Here is a 23,788-nt window from a genome sequence, read left to right on the forward strand (position 1 = left end):
CTCAGTCGAAGAACGCGGCCGCCGCACGCCCCTCGTAGACGACGTCGTCGAGGTCGTCCCCCGCGACATTGACGTGCCCGACTTTGCGCCCCGGGCGCGGGTCTTTGCCGTACGTGTGGATCTTCGCGGTCGGATGCGCGGCCATCGCGGGCGCGAACCGTTCCGTGAGCCCGCCCTCCGCGGGGCCGCCGAGGATGTTGATCATGACGGTCCAGGGCGCGACGGCCTCGGTGGATCCGAGCGGGAGGTCGAGCACCGCGCGCAGATGCTGTTCGAACTGGCTCGTGACGGCGCCGTCCTGCGTCCAGTGCCCGCTGTTGTGGGGGCGCATGGCGAGTTCGTTGATGAGGATGCGGTCGTCGGAGGTCTCGAACAGCTCGACGGCGAGCATCCCGGTGACCCCGAGCCCCTCCGCGACCGCGACGCCGATCTCCGCGGCCGTGCGCGCGAGTCGCTCGCCCGCTCGCGGTGCGGGGGCGATCACCTCGGCGCACACGCCGTCGCGCTGCGTCGTCGCCACGAGGGGGTACGTCCGCACCTCGCCGGACGGGCGACGGGCGACCTGCTGCGCCAGTTCTCTCGTGAAGTCGACGAGCTCCTCCACGAGGAGGGCCCCGCCGCGAGCGTCCTCGGCGAGCGCGGCGAACCAGTCGTCGGCCTCGGTCGCCGCCGAGACCACGCGCACGCCCTTGCCGTCGTAGCCGCCGCGGGGCGTCTTCACGACCGCCCGGCCGCCGTGGGCGTCGAGGAAGTCCTGGAGCTGTGCGGCATCCGCGACCGCCGCCCAGTCGGGCTGCGGCATCCCGAGTTCCGCCATGCGTGCGCGCATGACGAGCTTGTCCTGAGCCACGGCCAGGGGGGCCGGACCCGGGTGCACGGCGACGCCCGCGTCCACGAGGGCGGCCAGGACGTCCTGCGGCACGTGCTCGTGATCGAACGTGAGGACGTCCACGTCCTGCGCGAAGCGGAGCACCGTCTCGGCGTCGCGGTAATCGCCCACGGCGGTGGCGGCGAGCCCCGCCGACATGCCCTCGGCCTCGGCGAGGACGCGGATGTCGATTCCGAGCTCCTCGGCCGGCGCGATCATCATCCGCGCCAGCTGTCCGCCACCGACCACTCCGACTCGCAGCGCCATGCCGCTCCTTCCGTCCCGTCCATTGTGCTGCACGCCGCCGCTGTGCTCCCCTCCGCACCCCACCCCCTCGCGATAAACGGCATCCGCGCGAAGAAACGGCGCGACAGCGCGTTTCTGGCCGTGGATGCCGTTTATCGACGGGGCGTCAGCGGACGGGGCGTCAGCGGGACGGGGCGTCAGCGGGACGGGGCGTCAGCGGGACGGGGCGTCAGCGGGCGGGGCGTCAGAAGTCGACGGCGCCGGACCCGTGCGCCTGGGAGTCGCGATGCGCGAGGATCTGGTTCACCTCGACCTGATCGACCAGCGTCTCGTGCACGAGGGCCGCGTGCGGCACGTTCTTCAAACGCAGCGGAGGCTCGACGCCGTTGGACAGCGTGAGGGTCCCGGCCCCCCACAGGCGTTGCAGGATGCCGCGACGCATCTGGATCGCGTAGCCGCGGACGTGCGAGATCTCCCGGCTGCTCGACCCGAAGAAGCCGGAGCGCTCGATGACCCGACGGGTCGTAATCGTCCACGACCGCGAGAGCCACACGAAGTACGGCACCAGCACCAGCAGCACCAGTGCGGCACCGGCTGCGGTCAGCAGCATCCAGTTCTCGAACGGCGCGGGGAGGTTGTCGTAGTAGTACGCGGTCGCCCCGGCCACGGCGATGAGGACGAGAGCCGACCAGAACAGCCGCCGGGCATGACCGCGCAGGCGCGCGATGCGCCGTTCGGGCGCAGCCGCGCCGGGAGCCGGCGTGCGAGGGCGGCCTCCGTAGGTGTCGGGCGGGGTCACGTACTCATTGTGGGGGTCGAAGCCGTCGAGTCCGCCCGCACACGCGGACCGGACACGGGTCAGCGCACGTGGACGACGTCTCCGGCGGCGACCACCGTCTGGATCGTGCCCGACGCGACGACGAGCCGGCCCTCGGCGTCGAGCCGCTCCGCCCGGCCCTGCACGGTCGTGCCGTCGGGGAGGGACACCGACACATCGCGCCCCACCGTCGAACACAGCTTCTCGACATCGCGGTGCACGCGCGCCGCGTCGCCGCCCGAGAGCGCGGCGAGGAACCCGGCGAGGGCCTCGACGTAGTCGGCGAGCAGACGGTCCTCGTCGACCTCGACCCCCATCGCGGCGAAGGACGTGGCCGTGGACACGGGGAGATCCGCCCGCGTCATGCGCGTGTTGATCCCCGACCCGATCACGACCGTGTCGAGGCTGCCGGGGACCGCTTCGGCCAGGATCCCGCAGATCTTGCCGTCGTCCACGAGCACGTCGTTCGGCCACTTCAGCTGTGCGCTCGGACCGTGACCGACCAGCCGGGCATCGATGGCGCGCGTCATCGCCGCGCCGGCGGCGAGCGGGATCCACCCGCGCATCTCCATCGGGATGCGCCCGGCGTCCACGACCACCGACACGGCGAGCGCGGTGCCGGCCGGGGCGGTCCACGTGCGGTCGAGCCGGCCGCGCCCCGCCCGCTGGTCGTCCGTCACGAGCAACGACAGGTGCGGCCACCCCGCAGGGTCCGCCGTCACGGCGGCGACGACGTCGGCGTTGGTGGAGTCGGTGGTCTCGACGACCTGGACCCGGGGGCTGAGTGCGGCGGTGAGCGGGTATCCGGCAGCGGGGATCGGCATGTGCACACCCTAGGCACGACGCGGGGGCATCGGCATCCCCTCGCCTCTCCCCCTGCTCGCACCCGCGAAAGGGATGGATGGATGCCACAGCGTCCCGGCGGGGTGCTTGTGCGCACCCTCCAACATTGGCGCCGAACCGGTCGCTAGGGTGGAAAGCGTGACCGACCAGCCCGATCTCTTCACCACCGCCGGCAAGATCGCGGACCTGCGCGCCAGGTTCCAGGACGCGGTCGTCGACGCCGAAGCCGCCGCGCGCACCAAACAGCACGCGAAGGGCAAGCTCACCGCCCGGGAACGCATCGAGATGCTGGTCGATCCCGGCTCGTTCGTCGAGCTCGACGAGTACGTGCGCCACCGCACGACGGCGTTCGGCATGGACAAGTCGCGTCCTTACGGCGACTCCGTCGTCACCGGGACGGGCACCATCCACGGCCGCACGGTCGCGGTGTACGCGCAGGACTTCTCCACCTTCGGCGGCTCGCTCGGCGAGGTCGCCGGCGACAAGATCATCAAGGTCATGGAGCTGGCGCTGCGCAGCGGCATCCCGATCATCGGAATGCTCGACTCGGGTGGCGCGCGCATCCAGGAGGGCGTCGTCGCGCTCGGGAAGTACGGCGAGATCTTCCGCCTGAACACCGCCGCCTCGGGCGTGATCCCGCAGATCTCGATCATCATGGGTCCGGCCGCCGGCGGCGCCGTGTACTCCCCCGCGCTCACCGATTTCGTCATCATGGTCGACAAGACCAGCCAGATGTTCGTCACCGGCCCCGACGTCATCAAGACCGTCACCGGCGAAGACGTCGGCATGGAGGAGCTCGGCGGCGCGCACACGCACAACACCCGCTCGGGCGTCGCGCACTACCTCGCCGACGACGAGGACGACGCGCTCGACTACGCGCGCACACTCATCGGGTTCCTCCCCGACAACAACCTCGCCGAGCTGCCGCTCTACGAGACGCCGTTCGAGTTCGAGACGACGGATGCCGATCGGGCCCTGAACACCGTCATCCCCGACTCGCCGAACCAGCCCTACGACATCCACACCGTCATCGAGGGCATCGTGGACGGCGCCGACTTCCTCGAGGTCCAACCGCTGTTCGCCCCGAACATCGTCATCGGCTTCGGTCGCATCGAGGGCCGCACCGTCGGCATCATCGCCAACCAGCCGTCGCAGATGGCCGGCACGCTGAACATCGACGCGGGAGAGAAGGCGTCGCGCTTCGTGCGATTCTGCGACGCGTTCTCGATCCCGATCGTCACCCTCGTGGACGTGCCCGGCTACCTTCCCGGCACAGACCAGGAGTGGACCGGCGTGATCCGCCGCGGCGCCAAGCTGCTGTACGCCTACGCCGAGGCGACCGTGCCGCTGGTGACCGTCATCCTGCGCAAGGCCTACGGCGGCGCCTACATCGTGATGGGGTCCAAGCAGCTCGGCGCCGACATCAACCTCGCGTGGCCGACGGCCGAGATCGCGGTGATGGGAGGCCAGGGCGCGGTCAACATCCTCTACCGCGGCGAGATCAAGCGCGCCGAGGAAGCGGGCGAAGACGTCGCCGCCGTGCGCACGCGCCTGGCCAACGAGTACACCTACAACGTGGCATCCCCCTTCCTGGCTGCGGAGCGCGGAGAGCTCGACGGCATCATCGAGCCCGCACAGACGCGCGTGTCGATCGCCAAGGCGCTGCGGGCGCTGCGCAACAAGCGCGCGAGCCTGCCCGCCAAGAAGCACGGGAACATCCCGCTGTGAGCGACCCCAGCGCCGTCGAGCCGCCCGTGTCGGTCGGTCGTATCGTCCGCGGAGCCCCGACCCCCGAGGAACTCGCTGCGGCGATCGTCGTCGTGGGCGAAGCGTACGCGCGAGAGGCGGCGGACGCCACGGCGCCCGACGCCGCGGCGCGATCTCGCTGGGAGTTGTCCGCGCGCGGACTGCGGGTCCCGCTCAACCGCGACGCCGGCTGGAACGGATTCACGGGCTGACTGTCCCCCGAAATACCTACAGACGCCGCGGGATCGTTCGCGAATACTGGAGGAGCTGGAACGCATCACGCGTTCGGTCGGGCCGCTCCATCGAGCCGGTTCCGGCCACCGCGAACGGTTTTCGGGTAGCCGTTCGCATGGGTGAGGGGCAGGCGACATCGCCGCCCCTCACCCCTCATTTTTCGCACTCTTCCCCGGATGCAGATACCCGTCTGGCCCCCGGCGGCGTTCGCGCCGCGGGGGCCTCCCTTTCGCCTCAGTGCGGGCGGCGGATCTCGCGCCAGAGGTCGACGTCGTCCTCGTCCGCGCCGGCACCCGCAGCCGCCGTGCGCCCCACGACCGTGACCGCGACCTCGTGGTGGGGCGACGTCCGGATGATCAGGCGCTCGGAGGAGGCCTGCTCGACGATGCCCGCCAATTCGGCCCGGATGTCGTGCAGCGCCGACGCCGGCAGGTCTTCGAGGCCGCCCTCGTCGAAGAGCATCACGATCGTCCCGCGACGACGAGCCGCGTCGATCTGAGCGCGCACCGCCTCGTCGAGGAGGCGCGGACTGCGCAACTCGTCGCGCAGACTCTGCTCCGCCAGGCGCGCCGCGTTCTTCTCGCTCGGACGCAGATTGCCGCCCGTCTCGATCGTGCGACCGAGCACCGGGCCCGCGACGTGAAGTGCCCGCTGCACGTGCAGGCGCCGCTCCCGCTGACGCCCGCTCTGCGAGGCCTGCCAGGCGGAGGCCGCCTGCTGGAGCTCGGACAACTGCTCGGCGTCGCGAGCGACGCGGTCGAGAGCCGTCGTGATCAGCTGGGCCACGGCCACCCACACGAGCGACCCCACGAGCCCCATGCTGAGCGCGGAGAGCGGCCCCAGCCACGCCGCTGCCGACCCGGCCAGGATCCCCGTGCCGACCCAGGCGACGATCGGTCGGCGACGCACCATCACGACGGTCATCAGCGCGCCGATGCCCCCGATGACCCACGTGACGAAGGGCTGCGCGCGACCGGCCTCGCTCACCGCGGCGAAAGCCGCGTTCGGGACGATGGCGGCCGCCAACAGCGCGAGCACGACGGCCCAGCGGGGAGGCGCGAGCCGAGTGCCGGCATCCCCCTCGCCCGAGACGGCAGCCGGCCGACGCGTCGGCAGGAGGATCCAGAGCCACGTGATCGGCAGGTACAGAACGAGCGCGGCGATCAGCAACCACCCTCGCTCGACGGTGTCGGGGAGCGTCCAGAGGAGGCTGCGCGCGGCGAGGTAGGCCGTGAAGGCCAGGCCGATGCCCGACAGGATGGAGCGGACGGTCACCAGCGATCCCCGCTCTCCCACTCGAGGGTCACCGTCGTGCCCGCCGGCGAGGAGTCCACGGTCGAGCGGCCGCCCACCGCGGTCACGCGCGCGATGATCGACCCCCGGATCCCGAGCCGATCGGCGGGGATCGCATTCACGTCGAAGCCGCGACCCGCGTCGCGCACCCGGATGGTCACACCCCCGGGCTCGGCGGACCCGGAGACCTCCACGGTCAGCGCCCGGGCCTCGGCGTGCTGCACGGCGTTGGCGACGGCCTGCATCGCGGCGAGCACGAGCGCCCGGGCGACGCGACCCGGCACCCGGGGCGTACCTTCCTGCACGCGGCGCGTGACCGCCAGCTCCACTCCGAAGTCGCGGGCCGAGGTCTCGATGTCGTCGGCCAGGGCCACGGCGTCCATCGGCTCGTCGCTGCCCTCGAGCGCGTCCTTCTCGGCGTTGGCGAGTCGAGTGAGGGCTTCGCGCGCCATGCTGACGGCGAGCGTGCGCTCGCGCGGGGTCGCCGCGCGTTCCGCTGCGAGCAGAGCACCCAGCACGCTGTCGTGCATGAGGGCGGCGACGGCGACGCGCTCGCGCTCGGTCGCCGCGGTGGCGGCGGCTTGCGCGTAGCTCGCGACGGCGCGGGCACGCGTCTCGTCGACGTTCGCGGCGATCGAGCGGTACATCCAGGTGAGCGTGACGAGGACGCTGCCCAGGAGGAGCGCGAAGGAGACGTCGAGCGCGACGGGCAGGAGGAACTCCGGCCGCCCGCCCGCCTGGAGCAGGCGGACCACGCCGAACAGGAGCGGCGCCGCCACCGTCCAGGCGACCTGCAGAGGGAGCGGGAAGGCCACGACCGTCGCGACCGTCGCCACGTTGATCAGGTAGAAGATCCAGGGGTTCTCGGTGGGCGACGGAGCCTGCTCGCCGCCCATCGTGGCGATCGGCCACAGGCCGAGGGCCACCATGAACAGCACGGCGAACAGACCGGAGAACACTCGGGCGAACCGGTTCACCGCGCACGCGATGACCATCGCGACGAGCGGGACGAAGACCCCGATGACGAGGGGGAGGTGCCACCCCGGGGACTCATCGCTCGGTCCGAAGGCGGCGACGAAGGCCTGGACGCCGAGGACCAGGCAGGCCGGCCCGACCAGCAGCGTGATGACGCGTTCGATGCGCTTCTGCGTGAACGAGCCGGGGTCGTCGCTGGTCTCGCGCGTGTGGGGGATCCGCCCCCACGCCTCGTCGAGGACGGACCGCTCGACGTCAGGCATCTCGGGGGGTCTCGGGCGTCTCGTGGAGGATTCCGTCCTCCATCGCCCGCCGCAGCAGATCGACCTTCGTCGGGGCGGGGCGACCCACCTCGACGTACTTCACGCGGACGCGCGTGATGTTCTCCTTGGCCGTGGAGTACGCCACTCCCAGACGCTCGGCGACGGCCTTGAGGGGCAGCCCCGCGGCGTACAGCCGCAGCACCTCTCGCTCGCGTGCGGAGAGCTGCGCATCGGCGAACGCGCGATCGCCCTCGACGGCACTGGCCCACTCGACGTTGTCGAGGAGCTCGCCCCGGGCGACGGTGTCGATGGCCGCCAGGACCTCGTGCGTCGGCGAGGACTTGCTGACGATGCCGGCGGCGCCGGCGGCGAGCGCCTCGCGCACCGCGGCCGGCCGATCGGCGACGCTGTGGATGATCACGCTCGAACCGTCGCGCACGACACGGTCGACGTTCTCGGAGACGGTGGTGCCGTCGCCGAGCGTGAGGTCGAGCACCACCACGTCGGCGGGAGCCTCCCCTGCGGCACGGCGCCAATCGAGGTACGCGGCGACGTTCGCCCCCGACGAGACCACGTGGAACGACTCGGTCTGCGCCAACGCCGCCTCGAGGCCGAGTCGGACCGATTCATGGTCATCGATGAGGGCGACGCGCGTCATCCCCTCATCGTATCGGCGCGGCCCCTCCGCCGCCGGGAGTGCACACCCGCCGATCGGCGGGTCATCGCCGCAGGGCGACGACCGCCTCGACGTGGTGGGAGTGGGGGAAGAGGTCGAGACCGTGGACGTCTCCGTCGACGCGGTACCCGTGCACCGCGAACGTCGCCAGGTCCCGCGCGAGCGCGACGGGGTCGCAGGCCACGTAGACCACCGCGCGGGGATCGAGTCCCGCGATCCCCTCGACGACCTCGCGGCCGGCCCCGGCGCGAGGCGGGTCGAGGACGACGACACCGCGGGAGATCCGCTCCCGCTCTCGCTCCGAGGCGTCCGCGCGCAGTCGGGCGACGTAGCGGTCGACCCGCGCCGTCTCCGCGCGCGCGCCGACCCACTGGGCGAGATTCTCCCCCGCATGCTCCGTCGCGCGCGCGTCGCTCTCGACGCTGACGACCCGGGTGGATGCGCCGCCGATGTCGGCCAGCGCCGCGGCGAACAGCCCCACCCCTCCGTAGAGGTCGAGGTGAACGGCATCCGGGTCCAGCTCTCCCGCCGCCGAGCGGACACGGTCGGCGACCGCCTGGGTGAGAGCTCCCGCCGCCAGGCGGTGGACCTGCCAGAAGCCGCCCGCGTCGACACGGAAGACGCGGTCGCCCACGCGCTCCTCGACGACCTCGGCCGTCCCGGTCGCGGGAGCTCGGTCGGGGCGAGGGAGGACGCGCACCCGCCCGTCGGCGGGCTGCACGAGGTCGATCCGGCCCGGCGCGGCGCCGCGCAGATCGGCGGCCGCGCGGGCGATCGCGTCCGTCGCAAGCGGAAGATCGGGCGTCTCGACCACGCGGTGCGACCGGGGGGCGAACGGGCCCACACGGCCGGCCTCGTCGACGTGCAGGCTCACGCGCGTCCGCCAACGCGTGCCGTCGGACGTCTCGTCGTCCCCGGCCGGCCGGACCGACACGGGGAGTTCGAGTCGACCGACGCGTTCGAGGGACTCGCGGATCACGCGCTCCTTCAGCAGCCGCTGCTGACCGAGCTCGATGTGGCCGAACTCCGCACCGCCGACGCGTTCGTCGGGCGAACGGTCGATCGCGGCCGACGGCCACACGTGCGGGCGACGCTCGGGCGCGGCATCCAGGACCTCGAGGGCCTCGGCGCGCCAGAACGCCTTCTTCCGCGTGTCGGTGAGACGGACGCGCACCCGCTCGCCCGGCAGGGTGTCCGGGACGAAGACCACGCGGCCCTCGTGGCGCCCGACGAAGATGCCGCCGTGGGCGACTCCGGTGATGTCGAGATCGATGAGGTCGCCGTTCTGCATCCTCCGAGCCTGTCATACGACGATCCGCCGCGGCCGCGTCGTCGGTAGCGTGGACGCATGCGCGTGTGCCTGGCATCCACCTCCCCCGCTCGTCTCATGCTGCTGCGGCAGGCCGGGATCGAGCCGGAGACCCGGGCTCCCCGAGTGGACGAGGAGGCGGTGATCGCCGAGGTCGAGGCGTCCGAGGGGCGCTCGCTTCCGGCGCCGGAGCACGTCCTGCTGCTCGCACGCCGAAAGGCCGCCGACGTCGCGTCCCTTCTGGCCGAGGAAGGATCGGGTTTCGACGGATTCGTCATCGGCGGCGACTCGATGTTCGCTCTCGGCGACGAGATCCTCGGCAAGCCCTACACCGCCGAGGCCGCGACCGCGCGCTGGCGCGACATGCGCGGGCGCACGGGCGTGCTGCACTCCGGACACAGCGTGTTCCGCGTGACGCCCGGCCAGAAGCCCCGGGAGGCGTTCGCCGGTGCGGAAGCATCGGTGACATTCGCCGCCGACGTCGACGACGACGAGATCGCCGCCTACGTCGCCAGCGGCGAGCCGCTGCTCGTCGCCGGCGCGTTCACCGTCGACAGCCTGGGCGGCGCCTTCATCGAGCGCGTCGAGGGAGATCCGTCGACGGTGGTGGGGATGTCGCTGTCGACGGTGCGGCGCCTCGTCCGTGAACTCGGCGGGTCATGGACCGACCTCTGGAACCGTTCGTAGACTCCCGCACACGTTTTTCGGCGTTTCTTGTCGAGGAGGGTCAAAAGACGCGCACCTCCCCTCGCTAGGCTGGACGAATGCCGAAGATCGCCAAGGTTCTCGTCGCCAACCGCGGCGAGATCGCCGTCCGTGTCATCCGCGCCGCACGCGATTCGGGAAAGGCGTCGGTCGCCGTCTACGCCGACCAGGACCGTGACGCCCTGCACACCCGCCTCGCCGACGAGGCGTACGCGCTCGAGGGCGCGACCAGCGCCGACACGTACCTTTCGATTGAGAAGATCCTCTCGGTCGCCCGCCGCTCCGGTGCCGACGCCGTGCACCCCGGTTACGGCTTCCTCGCCGAGAACGCCGACTTCGCCCGCGCCGTGATCGACGCGGGTCTCGTGTGGATCGGCCCCTCCCCCGAGGCCATCGAGGCCCTCGGCGACAAAGTGACCGCGCGCCACGTCGCCGAGAAGGTCGGCGCCCCGCTCGCACCCGGCACCCCCGGCCCCGTCTCGGGCGCCGACGAGGTCATCGCGTTCGCCGAGCAGGTGGGCCTGCCGATCGCCATCAAGGCCGCCTACGGCGGCGGCGGGCGCGGGCTGAAGGTCGCGCGCGAGCTCGACGAGGTCGCCGAGATGTTCGAGTCGGCCACGCGCGAGGCCGTCGCCGCGTTCGGCCGCGGCGAATGCTTCGTCGAGAAGTACCTCGACAAGCCGCGCCACGTCGAGACGCAGTGCCTCGCGGATGCGGCCGGCAACGTCGTCGTCGTCTCCACACGCGACTGCTCGCTGCAGCGGCGCCACCAGAAGCTCGTCGAGGAGGCCCCGGCGCCGTTCCTCAGCGACGAGCAGAACGCGATCCTCTACTCGGCATCCAAGGCGATCCTCCGCGAGGTCGGCTACGTCGGTGCCGGCACGTGCGAGTTCCTCATCGGTGCCGACGGCACGATCTCGTTCCTCGAGGTCAACACGCGCCTCCAGGTGGAGCACCCGGTCTCCGAGGAGGTCACGGGCCTCGACCTCGTCCGGGAGCAGTTCCGCATCGCCGAGGGCGAGGAACTCGGGTACGACGACCCCGCCCCCGTCGGTCACTCGTTCGAATTCCGCATCAACGGCGAGGACCCGGGCCGCAACTTCCTGCCCCAGCCCGGCCCCATCCACGTCTTCAAGACCTTCGGCGGTCCGGGGCTGCGTCTCGACTCCGGCGTGACGGCGGGCGACAGCGTCTCGGGCGCCTTCGACTCGCTGCTGGCGAAGATCATCGTCACCGGACGCGACCGCGCCGAGGCGCTCGAGCGCGCCCGCCGCGCCCTCGACGAATTCGAGGTCGCGGGCCTGCCCACCGTGCTCCCCTTCCACCGCAAGGTCGTCCGCGACCCCGCGTTCACCGCCGACGACGGCACGTTCGGCGTCTTCACCCGCTGGATCGAGACCGAGTTCGTCAACGACATCCCCGCGTGGGACGGTGAGCTCGAAGCACCCGCCGAGGCTCAGGGCCGTCACACCGTGGTCGTCGAGGTCGGCGGCAAGCGCCTGGAGGTCAGCCTCCCCGACCGGATCGCCGTCCCCGCCGCCAAGCCCGGACGCCCGGCCGCCGCACCGCCGTCGCGCCGGTCCCACTCCGCGTCACCGACCGCCGGAGCCACCGGCGACGCCGTGAAGTCCCCGATGCAGGCCACGGTCGTGAAGATCGCGGTCGAGGAGGGCCAGCAGGTCGTCAAGGGCGACCTCGTCGTCGTGCTCGAGGCCATGAAGATGGAGCAGCCGATCCAGGCGCACAAGGACGGCACCGTCGCCGGCATCGACGCGACCCCCGGCTCGACCGTCGCGGCCGGCCACCCGCTGCTGCTGATCAGCTGAGGCATCCCGTTCTCGTCCGACGCCGCGTCCCTCCGGGGGCGCGGCGTCGGCGTAACTGTGCGGTGCCGTTGCGCTTTGCGGCAGCGTTGCGCTGGGCGGCGTCGTTGCGCTGGGCGGCGTCGTTGCGCTGGGCGGCAGCGTTGCGCTGGGCGGCTGCGCCGCGCAACTGCGCGATAAACGGCATCCACGACGATAAACGCCACGACGGCGCGTTTCTCGCCGTAGATCGCGTTTATCGGCGGAGTTGCGCAACTCCCCGCGCGCGACGCGGGCACGCTGTGGCGCGGTGTCGCGCAGTGTGCCGGGGCGGCCCCGCCGTGCGCCGACGCGGCCCCGGCGCCGCGCCCCGGTCCGATAAACGCCGTTCCTGACGAGAAACGGGGCGACAGTGCGTTTCTCATCGCAGACGGCGTTTATCGCCACCCATTGCACCCCCAGGCACCGCCGCTTCCGGCCGCGGCAGCGCGCGCCCCGGCCGCACCCCCGCCGCGTGCCCCGACGCGCCTCGCCGCCGGCCGCACCCCCGCCGCGTGGCCGCGTTCAGTCCTCGCCGGGATCGTCTCGGTCGACGATGTGCATCGCGCGGGCAGCGTCGGTGATGCTCGATGTCAGCGACGGGTACACCGCGAACACGCGGGCGACCTGGTCGACGGTGAGGCGACGCTCGACGGCGATCGCGATCGGATAGATGAGCTCCGAGGCGCGCGGGGCGACGATGACGCCGCCCATGACGGTTCCGCTCCCCTGCCGCGCGATGAGCTTGACGAAGCCGTCGGTGATGCCCTGCATCTTCGCCCGCGGATTGGCCGACAGCGGCAGCTTCTTCACGACCCCGGCGATCTTCCCGTCGGCGATGTCCTGCTCGCTGAAACCGACCGTCGCGATCTCGGGCGCGGTGAAGATGTTCGCCGTGATGCGGCGGGTCTCCAGCGGGATCACGACGTCGCCGAGCGCATGGAAGACGGCCTGACGCCCCTGCATGGATGCCACGGATGCCAGCGGGAAGAAGTTCGTGCAGTCGCCCGCGGCGTAGATGTTGGGCACCGACGTGCGCGCGACGCGGTTGACGCGGATGTGGCCCGACGGCGTCATCTGGACGCCCGCCTGCTCGAGCCCGATACCGGCGGTGTTGGGGATGGAACCGACGGCCATGAGGCAGTGGCTGCCCTCGATCGTGCGGCCGTCGGCGAGCGTCACGGTGACGCCGTCACCGGTGTTCACGACCGAGTCGGCGCGCGCCTTCGACAGCAGGGTCATGCCGCCCCGCTGGAAGACGCGCTCCAGCACGGCCGCGGCATCCTGATCTTCCCCGGGGAGAACCTGGTCGCGGCTGGAGACGAGCGTCACCTTCGCGCCGAGGTTCATGTACGCCGAGGCGAACTCGGCGCCGGTCACACCCGAGCCGACGACGATGAGGTGCTGCGGGACGGACTTCATGTTGTACAGCTGGGTCCACGTGAGGATGCGCTCGCCGTCGGGCTGTGCGGACGGCAGCTCGCGCGGCGAGGCGCCCACCGACACCACGAGCGTCTCGGCCTCGATGCGGTCGAAGTCGGTGCCGCCCGCCTCCGTCGAGACGACGACCGCGCCGGAGCCGTCGAGGCGTCCTTGGCCGGAGATGATGCGGACGCCCGCCTCGAGCAGCGACGAACGCATGTCGTCCGACTGCTGCCGCGCGAGCGAGAGCAGCCGTTGATTGACCGCGGCCAGGTTGATCGCGACCTCGGGGGCCAGGGGCTTGCCGCGGTCGTCCTTGGCGAAGAGCTGCACGCCCAGCTCGCCGGCGTTGCGGATCGCCACGGCGGCATCGGCGGTCGCGATGAGCGTCTTCGACGGCACGACGTCGGTGATGACGGCCGAGCCGCCCACGCCCGCCCGCTCGACGAGAGTCACGTCGGCGCCGAGCTGGGCGGCGGAGAGAGCCGCTTCGTAGCCGCCGGGGCCCCCGCCGACGATCGCGACGGACTGCTTGCGCTCGAAGCTCTGCACCATGGCATCCATTCTTCCCTAGAGCGACGCGCGGCCCGTGCGCCTGGCCCCGGATGCCGCGGGTTTCTAGAGTGGTCACATGGCACACAGCAACTCTCACCCGCTCGACGACCCGGCGGTCGACCCGTTCGAGGTCGCCGCGACGGCGGCCGCCGACATCGCGCGCCTCACCGGCGTCGAGCGTCACGACATCGCGGTCACCCTCGGCAGCGGCTGGGGCCGCGCCGCCGAACTCATCGGCGAGGAGACCGCGGCGTTCCCCGCGACCGAGGTCACCGGTTTCTCCCGGCCCGCCCTCGAGGGTCACGTCGGCACCCTCCGCAGCGTCCGCACCCCCGGCGGCAAGAACGTCCTGGTCATCGGTGCGCGCACGCACTACTACGAGGGTCACGGCGTCCGCCGGGTCGTCCACAGCGTCCGCACCGCCGCGGCGACCGGCGCGACCACGATGATCCTGACGAACGGCGCGGGCGGCATCCGCGAGACCTGGAAGCCCGGCCAGCCGGTGCTCATCAGCGACCACATCAACCTCACGGCCGACTCGCCGCTCGAGGGCGCGACCTTCATCGACCTGACCGACCTGTACTCGCAGCGGCTGCGCGACCTCGCCCGCTCGATCGACCCGACCCTCGACGAGGGCGTGTACACGCAGTTCCGCGGTCCGCACTACGAGACCCCCGCCGAGGTGCAGATGGCCAAGACCATCGGCGGCCACATCGTCGGCATGTCCACGGCCCTCGAGGCGATCGCCGCCCGGCAGGCGGGCATGGAGATCCTCGGCTTCTCGCTCATCACGAACCTGGCCGCCGGCATCCAGAAGACGCCGCTCAGCCACGCCGAGGTGCTCGAAGCCGGCCGCGACGCCGAGCCGGTGATCTCCGCGCTGCTCGCCCGCGTGATCGGCGCGCTGTGAGCGAGTACCTCGCCGCCGCCCGCGCGTGGCTCGCCCAGGATCCGGATGCCACGACCCGCGACGAGCTCACCGCACTGATCGACCGGGTCGAAGAGGGGGATGCCGAGGCGGCCGCCGACCTCGAGGACCGTTTCGCCACCCGCCTCGCCTTCGGCACCGCGGGGCTCCGCGGGACGCTGGGCGCCGGGTCGAACCGCATGAACCGGGTGCTCGTCGCCCAGGCCGCCGCGGGCTTCGCGGCGTACCTGCGCGAGAAGCAGCCCGACGGCACGCCGACCGTGGTGGTCGGGTACGACGGACGCCGCAACTCCGATGTGTTCGCCCGCGACTCGGTGGAGATCTTCGCCGGTGCGGGGCTCCGCGCGATCCTGCTCCCCCGCATGCTGCCGACGCCCGTGCTCGCCTTCGCGGTGCGCCACCTCGGCGCGGACGCCGGCGTCATGGTGACCGCGAGCCACAACCCGCCCGACGACAACGGCTACAAGGTGTACCTCGGCGGTGCGGACGACGGCGCGCAGATCGTCTCGCCGGCGGATGCCGAGATCGCCGCGCACATCCAGCGCGTGGCCGACGCCGGCGACGTCACGGTCCTCCCCCGCTCGGTCGGTTTCGAGAACGCGCCGGAGTCGCTCGTCGAGGCCTATGTCGCCGCGACCGCCGCCGTGGCCCCCGCGCCGGCCGGCGTCGATGGGCTGCGCTGGGTCTACACCGCGATGCACGGCGTCGGGTGGGAGACGGTGTCACGCGTGCTCACCGAGGCCGGGTATCCCGCGCCGACGGTCGTCGAGGCGCAGATCCACCCCGACGGGCGCTTCCCCACGGTGGCGTTCCCCAACCCGGAGGAGCCCGGAGCGATGGATCTCGCCTTCGAGACGGCCCGCTCCGTCGACGCCGAGTTCGTCATCGCGAACGACCCGGATGCCGATCGCCTCGCGGTCGCGATCCCCGACGCCGACGCGGACGGCGGCTGGCGTCGCCTGTCGGGCAACGAGATCGGGCTGCTGCTCGGGTGGCGCGCGGCACGTTCGGCGTCGGGCGGTTCGCTCGCGTGCTCCCTGGTGTCGTCGCCCGGCTTGCAGGCGGTGGCCGAGCATTACGGACTCGATTTCCACGCGACGCTCACCGGCTTCAAGTGGATCTCGCGTGCGCCCGGCATCGTCTTCGGCTTCGAGGAGGCCCTCGGCTACCTCGTGAACCCGGAGACCGTGCGCGACAAGGACGGCATCTCCGCCGCCGTGGCGTTCCTCGGTCTCGTCACCGCCGCCCGCGCCGAGGGCCGCACGGTCGCCGACCTCCTGCAGGAGTTCCGCGACACCTTCGGTGCGTTCGCGAGCGACCAGATCTCGGTGCGCGTGACCGACCTGAGCGAGATCGGCGGGATCATGGCATCCCTCCGTGCCCAGCCGCCGTCCGCGGTGGGCGAGGTCGCAGTGTCGAGGATCGACGATCTGCTCGAGGGCGTCGACGGGCTGCCCCCGGGCGACGTGCTGCGGATCTGGCTCGACGACGGCTCGCGCCTCATCGTCCGACCCAGTGGCACCGAGCCGAAGCTGAAGCTGTACCTCGACGTGCGCGGCTCGTCGGCGAAGAAGGCTAACCGTCGCCTGGCCGCCCTGCGCGCCGGTGCGGAGGAGCTGCTCGCGGCGGTGCGCTGACGCGGGTCGGCGCTGGGGCGTGCGCTGCGTGCGGCGGTGCGCGAGGCTGCGCACGGGGCTGCGCGCGGGTGGCCCCGGGGCGACAGAAGTGGCCCCGGGGCCACCTGGGCTCTCGGCAATGGAGACCGAACCCCCGAACGCGGCCCCTCCTCCACATAGCGAGCACCCGGCTCTCGCTCCCCATATCGACCGAAAGGCGCGGCGATCAGCGCTCGGGGAGAGAAGACTCGGCCCGGTGACCAACGGATTCATCGTTCCTCTGCGTCGACGACGCGACCTCGTCGAACTCGGATACGACTCACGGCGTATCCGTCGGGAGGTCGAGTCCGGCCACCTGAGAGCGATGCGGCGCGGGGTGTTCGCGCGAACGTCCGAGCTCGCGCCGCTGACCGTCGAAGACCACGCCGTGCTCCGCGCGCGGGCCTACAGTGCTGTCGCCGCCGTCCCGCCGATCTTCGCCGCGAGCACAGCGGCGGCAATCCACGGGCTTCCTCTCCTGCTCGACGATGGCAAGACGCATGTCATCTCTCCCAACGACAGACCGGGGTCGGGGTACGAGATCGTTCGGCATCGCGGGCAGCTCGACGACGGTGATGTGACCGAGATACGAGGCTTGCTGTGCACGTCTGTTCCGCGGACGATCGCCGACATCGCGCGGCTGGAATCGCACGAGCTGGCGGTGTCGGTCGCGGACGCGGCGCTTCGTCTCGCTGCCTACCGCTCGCCGGGCGTGTATGACGTCGCTGCGGCCGAGGCAGTGAAGGAAGCGGCGCGCACGTCTGTCCACCCCCACAGCATGGGCCGAGCACAGGCTCGGCGCGTTCTGGAGTTCGCCGATGGACGTGCACAGCTCCCGGGAGAGAGCATCAGTCGCATCCGGTTGGCCGAACTCGGGTTCGCTGCTCCCTCTCTGCAGGTTCCCGTCCGAGGCCCGAGAGGGCGAACATACTGGGTCGACTTCGGTCTGGATGATGTGGAAGCTTGGGGCGAGTTCGATGGGAAGGCGAAATACCGTGCGTCCCACGACAAGAGCCCGGCCGACATCGTGGCGGAGGAGAAGCGCCGCGAGGACTGGATCCGCGGCGTGACCAAACGCCCTGTCGTTCGGTGGGGGTGGGCCGACATCACGGATGCCGCCACGCTCGGGCGGCGGCTCGCAGCCTTCGGGATCCGCCCCGACCCCTCCCCGACGTAGGGATCCTGGGCCTCCTCCGTGCCGGCGTGGCCCCGGGGCGACAGAAGTGGCCCCGGGGCCACCTACGACCCGCGGGACCTGCCACACAGTGACGTCAGCCGTCGATCACCGCGACCAGCTCGTCGAGGAACGCCGGGAAGTCCGTCGCTCGACGCACGATCCGCTGCACGCTGTCGCGCTCGCTGAACACCTCGACGAACTGCTCGAACACGGTCTGGAACGCCTCGCGGTCGGTCTCGCTGAACGCCACGAGCGCCACCACCTGCACGCGCCCCTCGCCCCAGGCGATCGAGGGATCGGCGATGCCGATCGCGATGCGCGTCTGCGTCGCGGTCATCCCCATCGCGTGCGGCACGGCGAGCGCGTCGGTGAACGCGGTCGACGAGATGCCCTCGCGCTCCACCGCCCGGGCCACGTAGTCGTCGTCGATGACGCCCTCGTCCACCAGCAGCCCGCCGAGGCGCCGGATGACCCCCGCCTCGCCGCCGTCGGCATCCAGGCCGCGCACGAACGCGTCGGGCGAGAAGTACGTCTCGAGCTCGGCGCGCAGCCGCGCGAGCCGCCGACCGCGGCGCACGCGCGACGCCGCCGTCTGCACGCGCTCGACGTCGGCGTCGGTGAGGAACGGCTGGATGCGGACGAATCGGTCACCGGGACGCGGCGGGTCGATCGTGGTGAGCACGAGGTCGGTGTCGATGGAGTCCCACGCCGGGTCGATGCGCGTCTCGACGCCGACGACCTCGATCGCCTGCCCGAGCGAGCGATCGACGCTGGAGCGCAGCAGCTCGTGGAGCTCGTAGTACCCGGGACACACGATCGTCGCGGTGAGCAGCTGATCGGAGCGACGGCTGCGCTCGAGGCGCCCACCGACGTGCATCGCGATGTAGGCGATCTCGTCGTCCATGATCGGGATGCCGAGGGCGTCCTGCAGACCGCTGGCGATGTAGACGGCGACCTCGAAGATCATCGGATACGTCGACTTCAGGGATCGCGTCAGGGGGTTCCGCGACCACGCCTGTTCGCGCGAGCGGTGCAGCAGGTTCTGCACGTGGAGGGCCAGCCGCAGCACGAAGTCGTCGTGCGCGATGTCCACCAGGTACTGGGATGCCGCGGCCTCCACGACCGCGCGGACCGCGCCCTCGACCGCGGGGTCGAGGCGCGAGCGCACGTCGTCGCGCGCCGGCGCGCCGGGGGCGACGATACGGGTCAGCACGAGCGTCGCGAGGTGGCGCAGATCGCCCGCGCCGAGCTGCACGCCGATGTGCTTGAGGGTGAGCCGGTCGAGCAGGTCGGCGACGGTGTCCGCGGCCTCCGAGGTCTCCCCCGCCGCGGCCCCGAGGCCCCGGTCGCGCGTGACGCGGTCGGCGGCGATGGCGATGTGCATGACGACGTCGCCGATGCCGATCTCGTTCACGAAGTATCCGAGCGCCCCGAGTTCGGCGACCAGTTCGGCCTTGAACGGACCGAACGCACGCGCCCCGACCGACCTCTCGCCGAGCGTCCGCCGCAGCGCGTCGAGGTCGAACATGCCGGCATCCATCTCGTCGTGCGCGAGCTTGGACAGCAGCCGCCGCTGCGCGACCTCGGTTCCGCGCAGGCGGGCGGTGGATGCCGAGCGCTCGAGGGTCAGTTCCGTTCCGCCCAGCAGCCCGCGCACGCGCGCGAGGTCGGCCTCGAGCGTGGCGGCGCTGACGTGGAGCGAGTCCGCGGTCTCGTAGACGTCGATGCCGTCGGCGGAGTCGAGGAGCCGACGCACGAGCGTGTGCAGGCGATCGCGCGGGGTTCCGCTGTCGGCGGGCGAACCGGCGCGCAGGGCGAGGGCGGCGTCCGTGCCCGCGCGGTATCCGAGCGGTCCGGACTCGATCGCCGCACCCCCGGCGACGCGGGCGTTGACCGCCGTCACGTACGAACGCACGCTGCGGGGGGTCACGCCCAGCGCATCCGCCAGCGATGCGGCCGTGGACCACTCCGCGTCCCGCAGCAGCAGGGCCAGCAGGCGGTCTTGGCGAGCTTTCGTCGTCACGATCCGTCCTCCGCGCCGTCCCCAGGTTGGCAGCGCTCCGTCCATCCAACCACGCGCTTCCTCTCGGGGCGCCGGGTCGCGGCAACGGCGTTCCGGGGGGTGGGAAACGAACCTGGTTGTCCGCTGTGAACGCGGTGCCGAGAATCGAGGGAAAGGAGGCGGGTCGATGAGGATCCTCGTGGTGTGCGGCGCGGGTGCGTCCAGCACGTTCGTCGCACAGCGTGTTCAACGCGCCGCCCATGATCGCGGCCTCCCCTACTCCGCTTCGGCGGGGACCGTGAGATCGCTCCCGATCGATCTCGACGCGACCGACATCGTCCTCGTCGGCCCGCACCTGGCCCCCGACCTGGAGCGGATACGACAGGATGCCGCGACACGGGGGGTGCGCGTCGCGCTGCTGCCCGAGGACGTCTTCACCGACCTGACCGGTACCCGCACGCTCGCTCTCGTGGACGAGGCGATGGGCGCGCGGGAATCCGCGGACACCGTCTGACCCGCCGCCGGAAAGGAACACCCATGCCCCAGCTCACCCGCACCGTCCGCATCGGATCGTCGCACGGCCTCCACGCCCGCCCCGCGAAGCTGTTCGCCCAGGCCGCCAAGGAGTCCGGCATCCCCGTGACGATCGCGAAGGACGCCGGGGCTCCGGTGAACGCCGCCAGCATCCTCGGGATCATCGCCCTGGGCCTGGAGTACGGCGACTACGTGACCCTCACCGCCGACGGCGACACCGCCGAAGCCACCCTCGACCGCCTCAGCGAACTGCTGACGACCGACCACGACGCCGAGTAAAGGAAGCACAGGAACATGACGGAACTCCGTGGAGTCGGAATCGGACTGGGCGTGGCCCAGGGCCCCATCGCGCGCATGGCGGAACCCCTGCCCGCACCGAAGGACAGCCCGAGCGAGCTGTCGGTCGAGCAGGAGACGGCGCGCGTCCGCGAAGCCGTCGGCGCGGTCGCCCGCGAGCTCGAAGCCCGCGGTGCGCAGGCCGGCGGCGCGGCCCGCGACGTGCTCGAGGCCCAGGCGATGATCGCCGAGGACCCGACCCTCGAAGCCGAGGTCGACGCGCGCCTGGCCGCCGGCAAGAACGGCGAGTTCGCCGTCCACGACGCCTTCGCCTCGTTCCGCGAGCAGCTCGTCGCCCTCGGCGGCTATCTCGGCGAGCGCGCCGCCGACCTCGACGACGTCGCCCAGCGGGTCATCGCGCGCCTCCGCGGCGTCGCCGCCCCCGGCATCCCGGATCCCGGCCACCCGTTCGTGCTCGTCGCGAAGGACCTCGCCCCCGCCGACACCGCGCTTCTCGACCTCGACAAGGTGCTCGCGCTCGTGACCACCGAGGGCGGCCCCACCTCGCACACCGCGATCCTCGCGCGGGAGAAGTCGATCGTCGCCGTGGTCGGCGCGACCGGCGCGAAGGACCTGGTCGACGGCCAGACGGTGATCGTGGATGCCGCCGCCGGCGTCGTCACGGTCGACCCGAGCGACGATGACCTGGCGCGGGCCAAGAACCGCGCCGACGCGCGGGCCGCCGCGGCATCCGCCCCCATCACCGACGGCGCTCTCGCCGACGGGACGAAGGTGCCGCTGCTGGCCAACCTCGGCAAGCCCGGCGGCGCTGCCGAAGCCGTCGAGCTCGGCGCCGAGGGTGTGGGCCTGTTCCGCACCGAGTTCCTGTTCCTCAGCTCCAGCTCCGCACCCACCGTCGAGGAGCAGCGGGCCGCCTACATCGAGCTGCTCAGCGCCTTCCCCGGCAAGAAGGTCGTCGTGCGCGTGCTCGACGCCGGCGCGGACAAGCCGCTCCCGTTCCTCAACGACGCGCACGAGGAGAACCCTGCCCTCGGCCTGCGGGGCCTCCGTGCCCTCCGCGCGAGCGAGGACATCCTGCGCGAGCAGCTGACGGCGCTGGCCGAAGCGGATGCCGAGACCCGCAAGTCCGCGGCCGGCCCCGCCGATCTGTGGGTCATGGCGCCCATGGTCTCCACGGTCGAGGAGACCCGGTACTTCACGGCGCTGGCCAAGGACTACGGCCTGAAGACGACCGGCGTGATGGTCGAGGTGCCCTCCTCTGCTCTGCTGGCCGATCGCATCCTGCAGATCGCCGACTTCGCCTCGATCGGCACGAACGACCTGACGCAGTACACCCTCGCCGCCGACCGGCTGCTCGGTTCGGTGGCGTCGTTCCAGGACCCGTGGCATCCGGCCGTCCTCCGCCTGATCCGCGAGGTCGGCGCCGCCGGCCGTGCGAACGGCAAGCCGGTCGGCATCTGCGGCGAGGCCGCCGCCGACCCGCTGCTCGCGGTCGTGCTCGTCGGCCTCGGCGCCACCACGCTGTCGATGGCGCCCACCGCGCTCGCCGACGTGCGCGCCTCGCTTCTGACCCACACGCTCGACGATGCCCGCCGCATCGCCGAGGCAGCCCTGGCCGCCGACGACGCGGCCTCCGCCCGGGAGGCCGCCCAGGCCGCCTCCGCATCCGCCGCGGCCTGAGCCGCGCACCACCCCCGCGGCCCCGGCCGCATCCACAACAAGGAGACACAGCAATGACGACGGCGTCTACAGTCAAGAAGCCGGGAGGTGCACGGGTCGCGGTCCAGCGATTCGGCACGTTCCTCTCCGGCATGATCATGCCCAACATCGCGGCGTTCATCGCGTGGGGCTTCATCACCATGCTCTTCATCCCCGCGGGCTTCTTCGGTGCGAAGAGCCCGTTCGGGTGGCACTGGGCTCCGGTGGCCGAGATCATCGGCGGCGGCGGTGACGCGGCCACGATCGGGTGGCCGGGCGCGGCGACGGCGCTCACCGCCAACGCGGACGGCAGCACCTACCAGGGCTACGTCGGCCTGGTGAGCGTCATGATCACGTACCTCCTGCCGCTCCTCATCGCCAACACCGGTGGCCGCATGGTCTACGGCGCACGCGGTGGCGTGGTGGCGACGATCGCCGTGATGGGTGTCATCGTCGGCACCAACATCCCGATGTTCCTCGGCGCGATGATCATGGGCCCGCTCGCGGCGTTCATCACGAAGCAGATGGACCGGATCTGGGACGGCAAGATCCGCCCCGGCTTCGAAATGCTCGTGAACAACTTCTCCGCCGGCATCCTCGGCATGGTCCTCGCGATCGTCGGCTTCTTCGCCTTCGGCCCGGTCTTCCTCGGCATCAGCGCCGTCCTCGGCGGCATCGTCGGCTGGTTGGTGCAGTTCAACCTGCTGCCGCTGCTGTCGATCATCGTCGAGCCGGCGAAGGTGCTGTTCCTCAACAACGCCATCAACCACGGCGTGTTCACCCCGCTCGGCATCGAGCAGGCCGCCGAGTCCGGCAAGTCGATCCTCTTCCTCATCGAGGCCAACCCCGGACCCGGTCTCGGCCTGCTCCTCGCCTTCACCTTCTTCGGTGTCGGCGCGGCGAAGGCCTCGGCCCCGGGCGCCATCGTCATCCAGTTCCTCGGTGGCATCCACGAGATCTACTTCCCGTACGCGCTCGCCAAGCCCATGACGATCCTCGCGCTCATCGCCGGTGGCGCCGCGGGCGTCACGACGAACATGATCTTCGGCGGCGGCCTGGTGTTCCCGGCGGCTCCCGGCAGCATCATCGCGGTCACGGCGGCAGCGATCGGCGCGGGACCTGCCAACCTCCTCGTCGTCTACCTCTCGGTGGCGGTCGCCGCGGTGGTCACGTTCCTGATCGCCGGTGTCATCCTGCGCGCCTCGCGCAAGCGCGACCTCGCGGCCGAGGGCGGCGACGACGCGTTCGCCGCGGCGATCGACCAGACCGAGGCGAACAAGGGCAAGGAGTCGTCGGCGCTCGGCGGCCTGCGCTCGCGCACCTCGGGCGACGCCGCCGGCGCCGCAGGCACGAGCGTCGCGACGAAGCAGCTGAACACCATCGTGTTCGCCTGCGACGCGGGCATGGGGTCCTCGGCCATGGGCGCCAGCGTCCTGCGCAACAAGATCAAGAAGGCCGGCATCGAGGGCGTCACGGTCACCAACCAGGCGATCGCGAACCTCGACGGCACCGCCGACCTGGTCATCACGCAGAACCAGCTGACCGACCGCGCCAAGGCGCAGAACCCCGACGCGATCCACGTGTCGGTGGACAACTTCATGAACTCGCCGAAATACGACGAGGTCGTGGAGATGGTCCGCAGCCAGCACGAGGCGAAGTAACACCCATACGGAGGGGCCGGGACACAACCCCGGCCCCTTCGTC

20 protein-coding genes are annotated in these 23,788 nt (G+C 71.7%); 11 read left to right on the forward strand and 9 right to left on the reverse strand.

What is annotated here, in order from left to right; genetic code table 11:
- Position 1 precedes the first annotated feature (1 nt).
- From BW982_RS05710 to BW982_RS05720, 3 genes are all read right to left on the reverse strand, one after another.
- Positions 2 to 1,135: a 5-(carboxyamino)imidazole ribonucleotide synthase gene (locus tag BW982_RS05710; RefSeq protein ID WP_076491047.1), complete on the reverse strand. Its 1,134-nt coding sequence runs from the start codon at positions 1,133 to 1,135 to the stop codon at positions 2 to 4.
- A gap of 223 nt (positions 1,136 to 1,358) precedes the next feature.
- Entirely contained in the window at positions 1,359 to 1,913 is a 555-nt protein-coding gene (locus BW982_RS05715) for a PH domain-containing protein (protein ID WP_076491048.1), read from the reverse strand.
- A gap of 59 nt (positions 1,914 to 1,972) precedes the next feature.
- Positions 1,973 to 2,755, reverse strand: a complete 783-nt coding sequence (locus BW982_RS05720; RefSeq protein ID WP_076491049.1) for a biotin--[acetyl-CoA-carboxylase] ligase — start codon at positions 2,753 to 2,755, stop codon at positions 1,973 to 1,975.
- A gap of 148 nt (positions 2,756 to 2,903) precedes the next feature.
- Between BW982_RS05720 and BW982_RS05725 the strand changes: the two genes are divergently transcribed.
- Together BW982_RS05725 and BW982_RS05730 are read left to right on the forward strand one after the other, a co-directional pair.
- On the forward strand, positions 2,904 to 4,502 hold the full coding sequence (locus tag BW982_RS05725) for an acyl-CoA carboxylase subunit beta (protein ID WP_076491050.1): 1,599 nt from the start codon (positions 2,904 to 2,906) through the stop codon (positions 4,500 to 4,502).
- Entirely contained in the window at positions 4,499 to 4,732 is a 234-nt protein-coding gene (locus BW982_RS05730) for an acyl-CoA carboxylase subunit epsilon (protein WP_076491051.1), read from the forward strand. Before BW982_RS05725 ends, BW982_RS05730 begins: the two co-directional genes overlap by 4 nt.
- A 256-nt stretch (positions 4,733 to 4,988) precedes the next feature.
- Here BW982_RS05730 and BW982_RS05735 read toward each other — a convergent pair whose 3' ends face one another.
- From BW982_RS05735 to BW982_RS05750, 4 genes are all read right to left on the reverse strand, one after another.
- Positions 4,989 to 6,029, reverse strand: a complete 1,041-nt coding sequence (locus BW982_RS05735; protein ID WP_083696524.1) for an ammonium transporter — start codon at positions 6,027 to 6,029, stop codon at positions 4,989 to 4,991.
- Entirely contained in the window at positions 6,026 to 7,285 is a 1,260-nt protein-coding gene (locus BW982_RS05740; protein WP_139327320.1) for a sensor histidine kinase, read from the reverse strand. The genes BW982_RS05735 and BW982_RS05740 overlap by 4 nt, the downstream gene beginning before the upstream one ends.
- Positions 7,278 to 7,943 (reverse strand): response regulator transcription factor, encoded by a 666-nt coding sequence (locus BW982_RS05745; protein ID WP_076491052.1) that lies wholly within the window; start codon positions 7,941 to 7,943, stop codon positions 7,278 to 7,280. Before BW982_RS05745 ends, BW982_RS05740 begins: the two co-directional genes overlap by 8 nt.
- 61 nt (positions 7,944 to 8,004) lie before the next feature.
- Positions 8,005 to 9,252, reverse strand: coding sequence for a class I SAM-dependent RNA methyltransferase (locus BW982_RS05750; protein ID WP_076491053.1), 1,248 nt, complete (start codon positions 9,250 to 9,252; stop codon positions 8,005 to 8,007).
- Between the two features lie 57 nt (positions 9,253 to 9,309).
- Between BW982_RS05750 and BW982_RS05755 the strand changes: the two genes are divergently transcribed.
- Both BW982_RS05755 and BW982_RS05760 read left to right on the forward strand, forming a co-directional pair.
- Positions 9,310 to 9,957 carry a Maf family protein gene (locus tag BW982_RS05755; protein ID WP_076491054.1) on the forward strand — a complete coding sequence of 216 codons (648 nt, stop codon included), beginning with the start codon at positions 9,310 to 9,312 and terminating at the stop codon, positions 9,955 to 9,957.
- A 77-nt stretch (positions 9,958 to 10,034) separates the two neighbouring features.
- Positions 10,035 to 11,801, forward strand: a complete 1,767-nt coding sequence (locus tag BW982_RS05760; RefSeq protein ID WP_076491055.1) for an acetyl/propionyl/methylcrotonyl-CoA carboxylase subunit alpha — start codon at positions 10,035 to 10,037, stop codon at positions 11,799 to 11,801.
- A gap of 540 nt (positions 11,802 to 12,341) precedes the next feature.
- Here the strand turns inward: BW982_RS05760 and BW982_RS05765 are convergent.
- Positions 12,342 to 13,802 (reverse strand): NAD(P)H-quinone dehydrogenase, encoded by a 1,461-nt coding sequence (locus tag BW982_RS05765; RefSeq protein WP_076491056.1) that lies wholly within the window; start codon positions 13,800 to 13,802, stop codon positions 12,342 to 12,344.
- Positions 13,803 to 13,869: 67 nt separating this feature from the next.
- Here BW982_RS05765 and BW982_RS05770 point away from each other — a divergent pair, with 67 nt between their 5' ends.
- From BW982_RS05770 to BW982_RS05780, 3 genes are all read left to right on the forward strand, one after another.
- Entirely contained in the window at positions 13,870 to 14,703 is an 834-nt protein-coding gene (locus BW982_RS05770; RefSeq protein WP_076491057.1) for a purine-nucleoside phosphorylase, read from the forward strand.
- Entirely contained in the window at positions 14,700 to 16,358 is a 1,659-nt protein-coding gene (locus BW982_RS05775) for a phospho-sugar mutase (RefSeq protein ID WP_076491058.1), read from the forward strand. Before BW982_RS05770 ends, BW982_RS05775 begins: the two co-directional genes overlap by 4 nt.
- A 118-nt stretch (positions 16,359 to 16,476) precedes the next feature.
- A complete protein-coding gene (locus BW982_RS05780) occupies positions 16,477 to 17,553 on the forward strand; it encodes a hypothetical protein (RefSeq protein ID WP_139327322.1) in 1,077 nt (358 codons plus the stop codon).
- A gap of 94 nt (positions 17,554 to 17,647) precedes the next feature.
- Here BW982_RS05780 and BW982_RS05785 read toward each other — a convergent pair whose 3' ends face one another.
- A complete protein-coding gene (locus BW982_RS05785) occupies positions 17,648 to 19,576 on the reverse strand; it encodes a BglG family transcription antiterminator (RefSeq protein WP_254845522.1) in 1,929 nt (642 codons plus the stop codon).
- A gap of 166 nt (positions 19,577 to 19,742) precedes the next feature.
- Between BW982_RS05785 and BW982_RS05790 the strand changes: the two genes are divergently transcribed.
- The 4 genes from BW982_RS05790 to BW982_RS05805 are packed head-to-tail and all read left to right on the forward strand — an operon-like array spanning position 19,743 to position 23,745.
- A complete protein-coding gene (locus tag BW982_RS05790; protein ID WP_076491060.1) occupies positions 19,743 to 20,069 on the forward strand; it encodes a PTS sugar transporter subunit IIB in 327 nt (108 codons plus the stop codon).
- Positions 20,070 to 20,092: 23 nt separating this feature from the next.
- On the forward strand, positions 20,093 to 20,368 hold the full coding sequence (locus BW982_RS05795; protein WP_076491061.1) for an HPr family phosphocarrier protein: 276 nt from the start codon (positions 20,093 to 20,095) through the stop codon (positions 20,366 to 20,368).
- Between the two features lie 15 nt (positions 20,369 to 20,383).
- Positions 20,384 to 22,066: a phosphoenolpyruvate--protein phosphotransferase gene (ptsP, locus tag BW982_RS05800; RefSeq protein WP_076491062.1), complete on the forward strand. Its 1,683-nt coding sequence runs from the start codon at positions 20,384 to 20,386 to the stop codon at positions 22,064 to 22,066.
- Between the two features lie 53 nt (positions 22,067 to 22,119).
- Positions 22,120 to 23,745, forward strand: a complete 1,626-nt coding sequence (locus BW982_RS05805) for a PTS mannitol transporter subunit IIBC (protein ID WP_076491063.1) — start codon at positions 22,120 to 22,122, stop codon at positions 23,743 to 23,745.
- Positions 23,746 to 23,788 lie beyond the last annotated feature (43 nt).

The organism is Microbacterium sp. RURRCA19A (assembly GCF_900156455.1).
Taxonomy (GTDB): Bacteria; Actinomycetota; Actinomycetes; order Actinomycetales; family Microbacteriaceae; genus Microbacterium.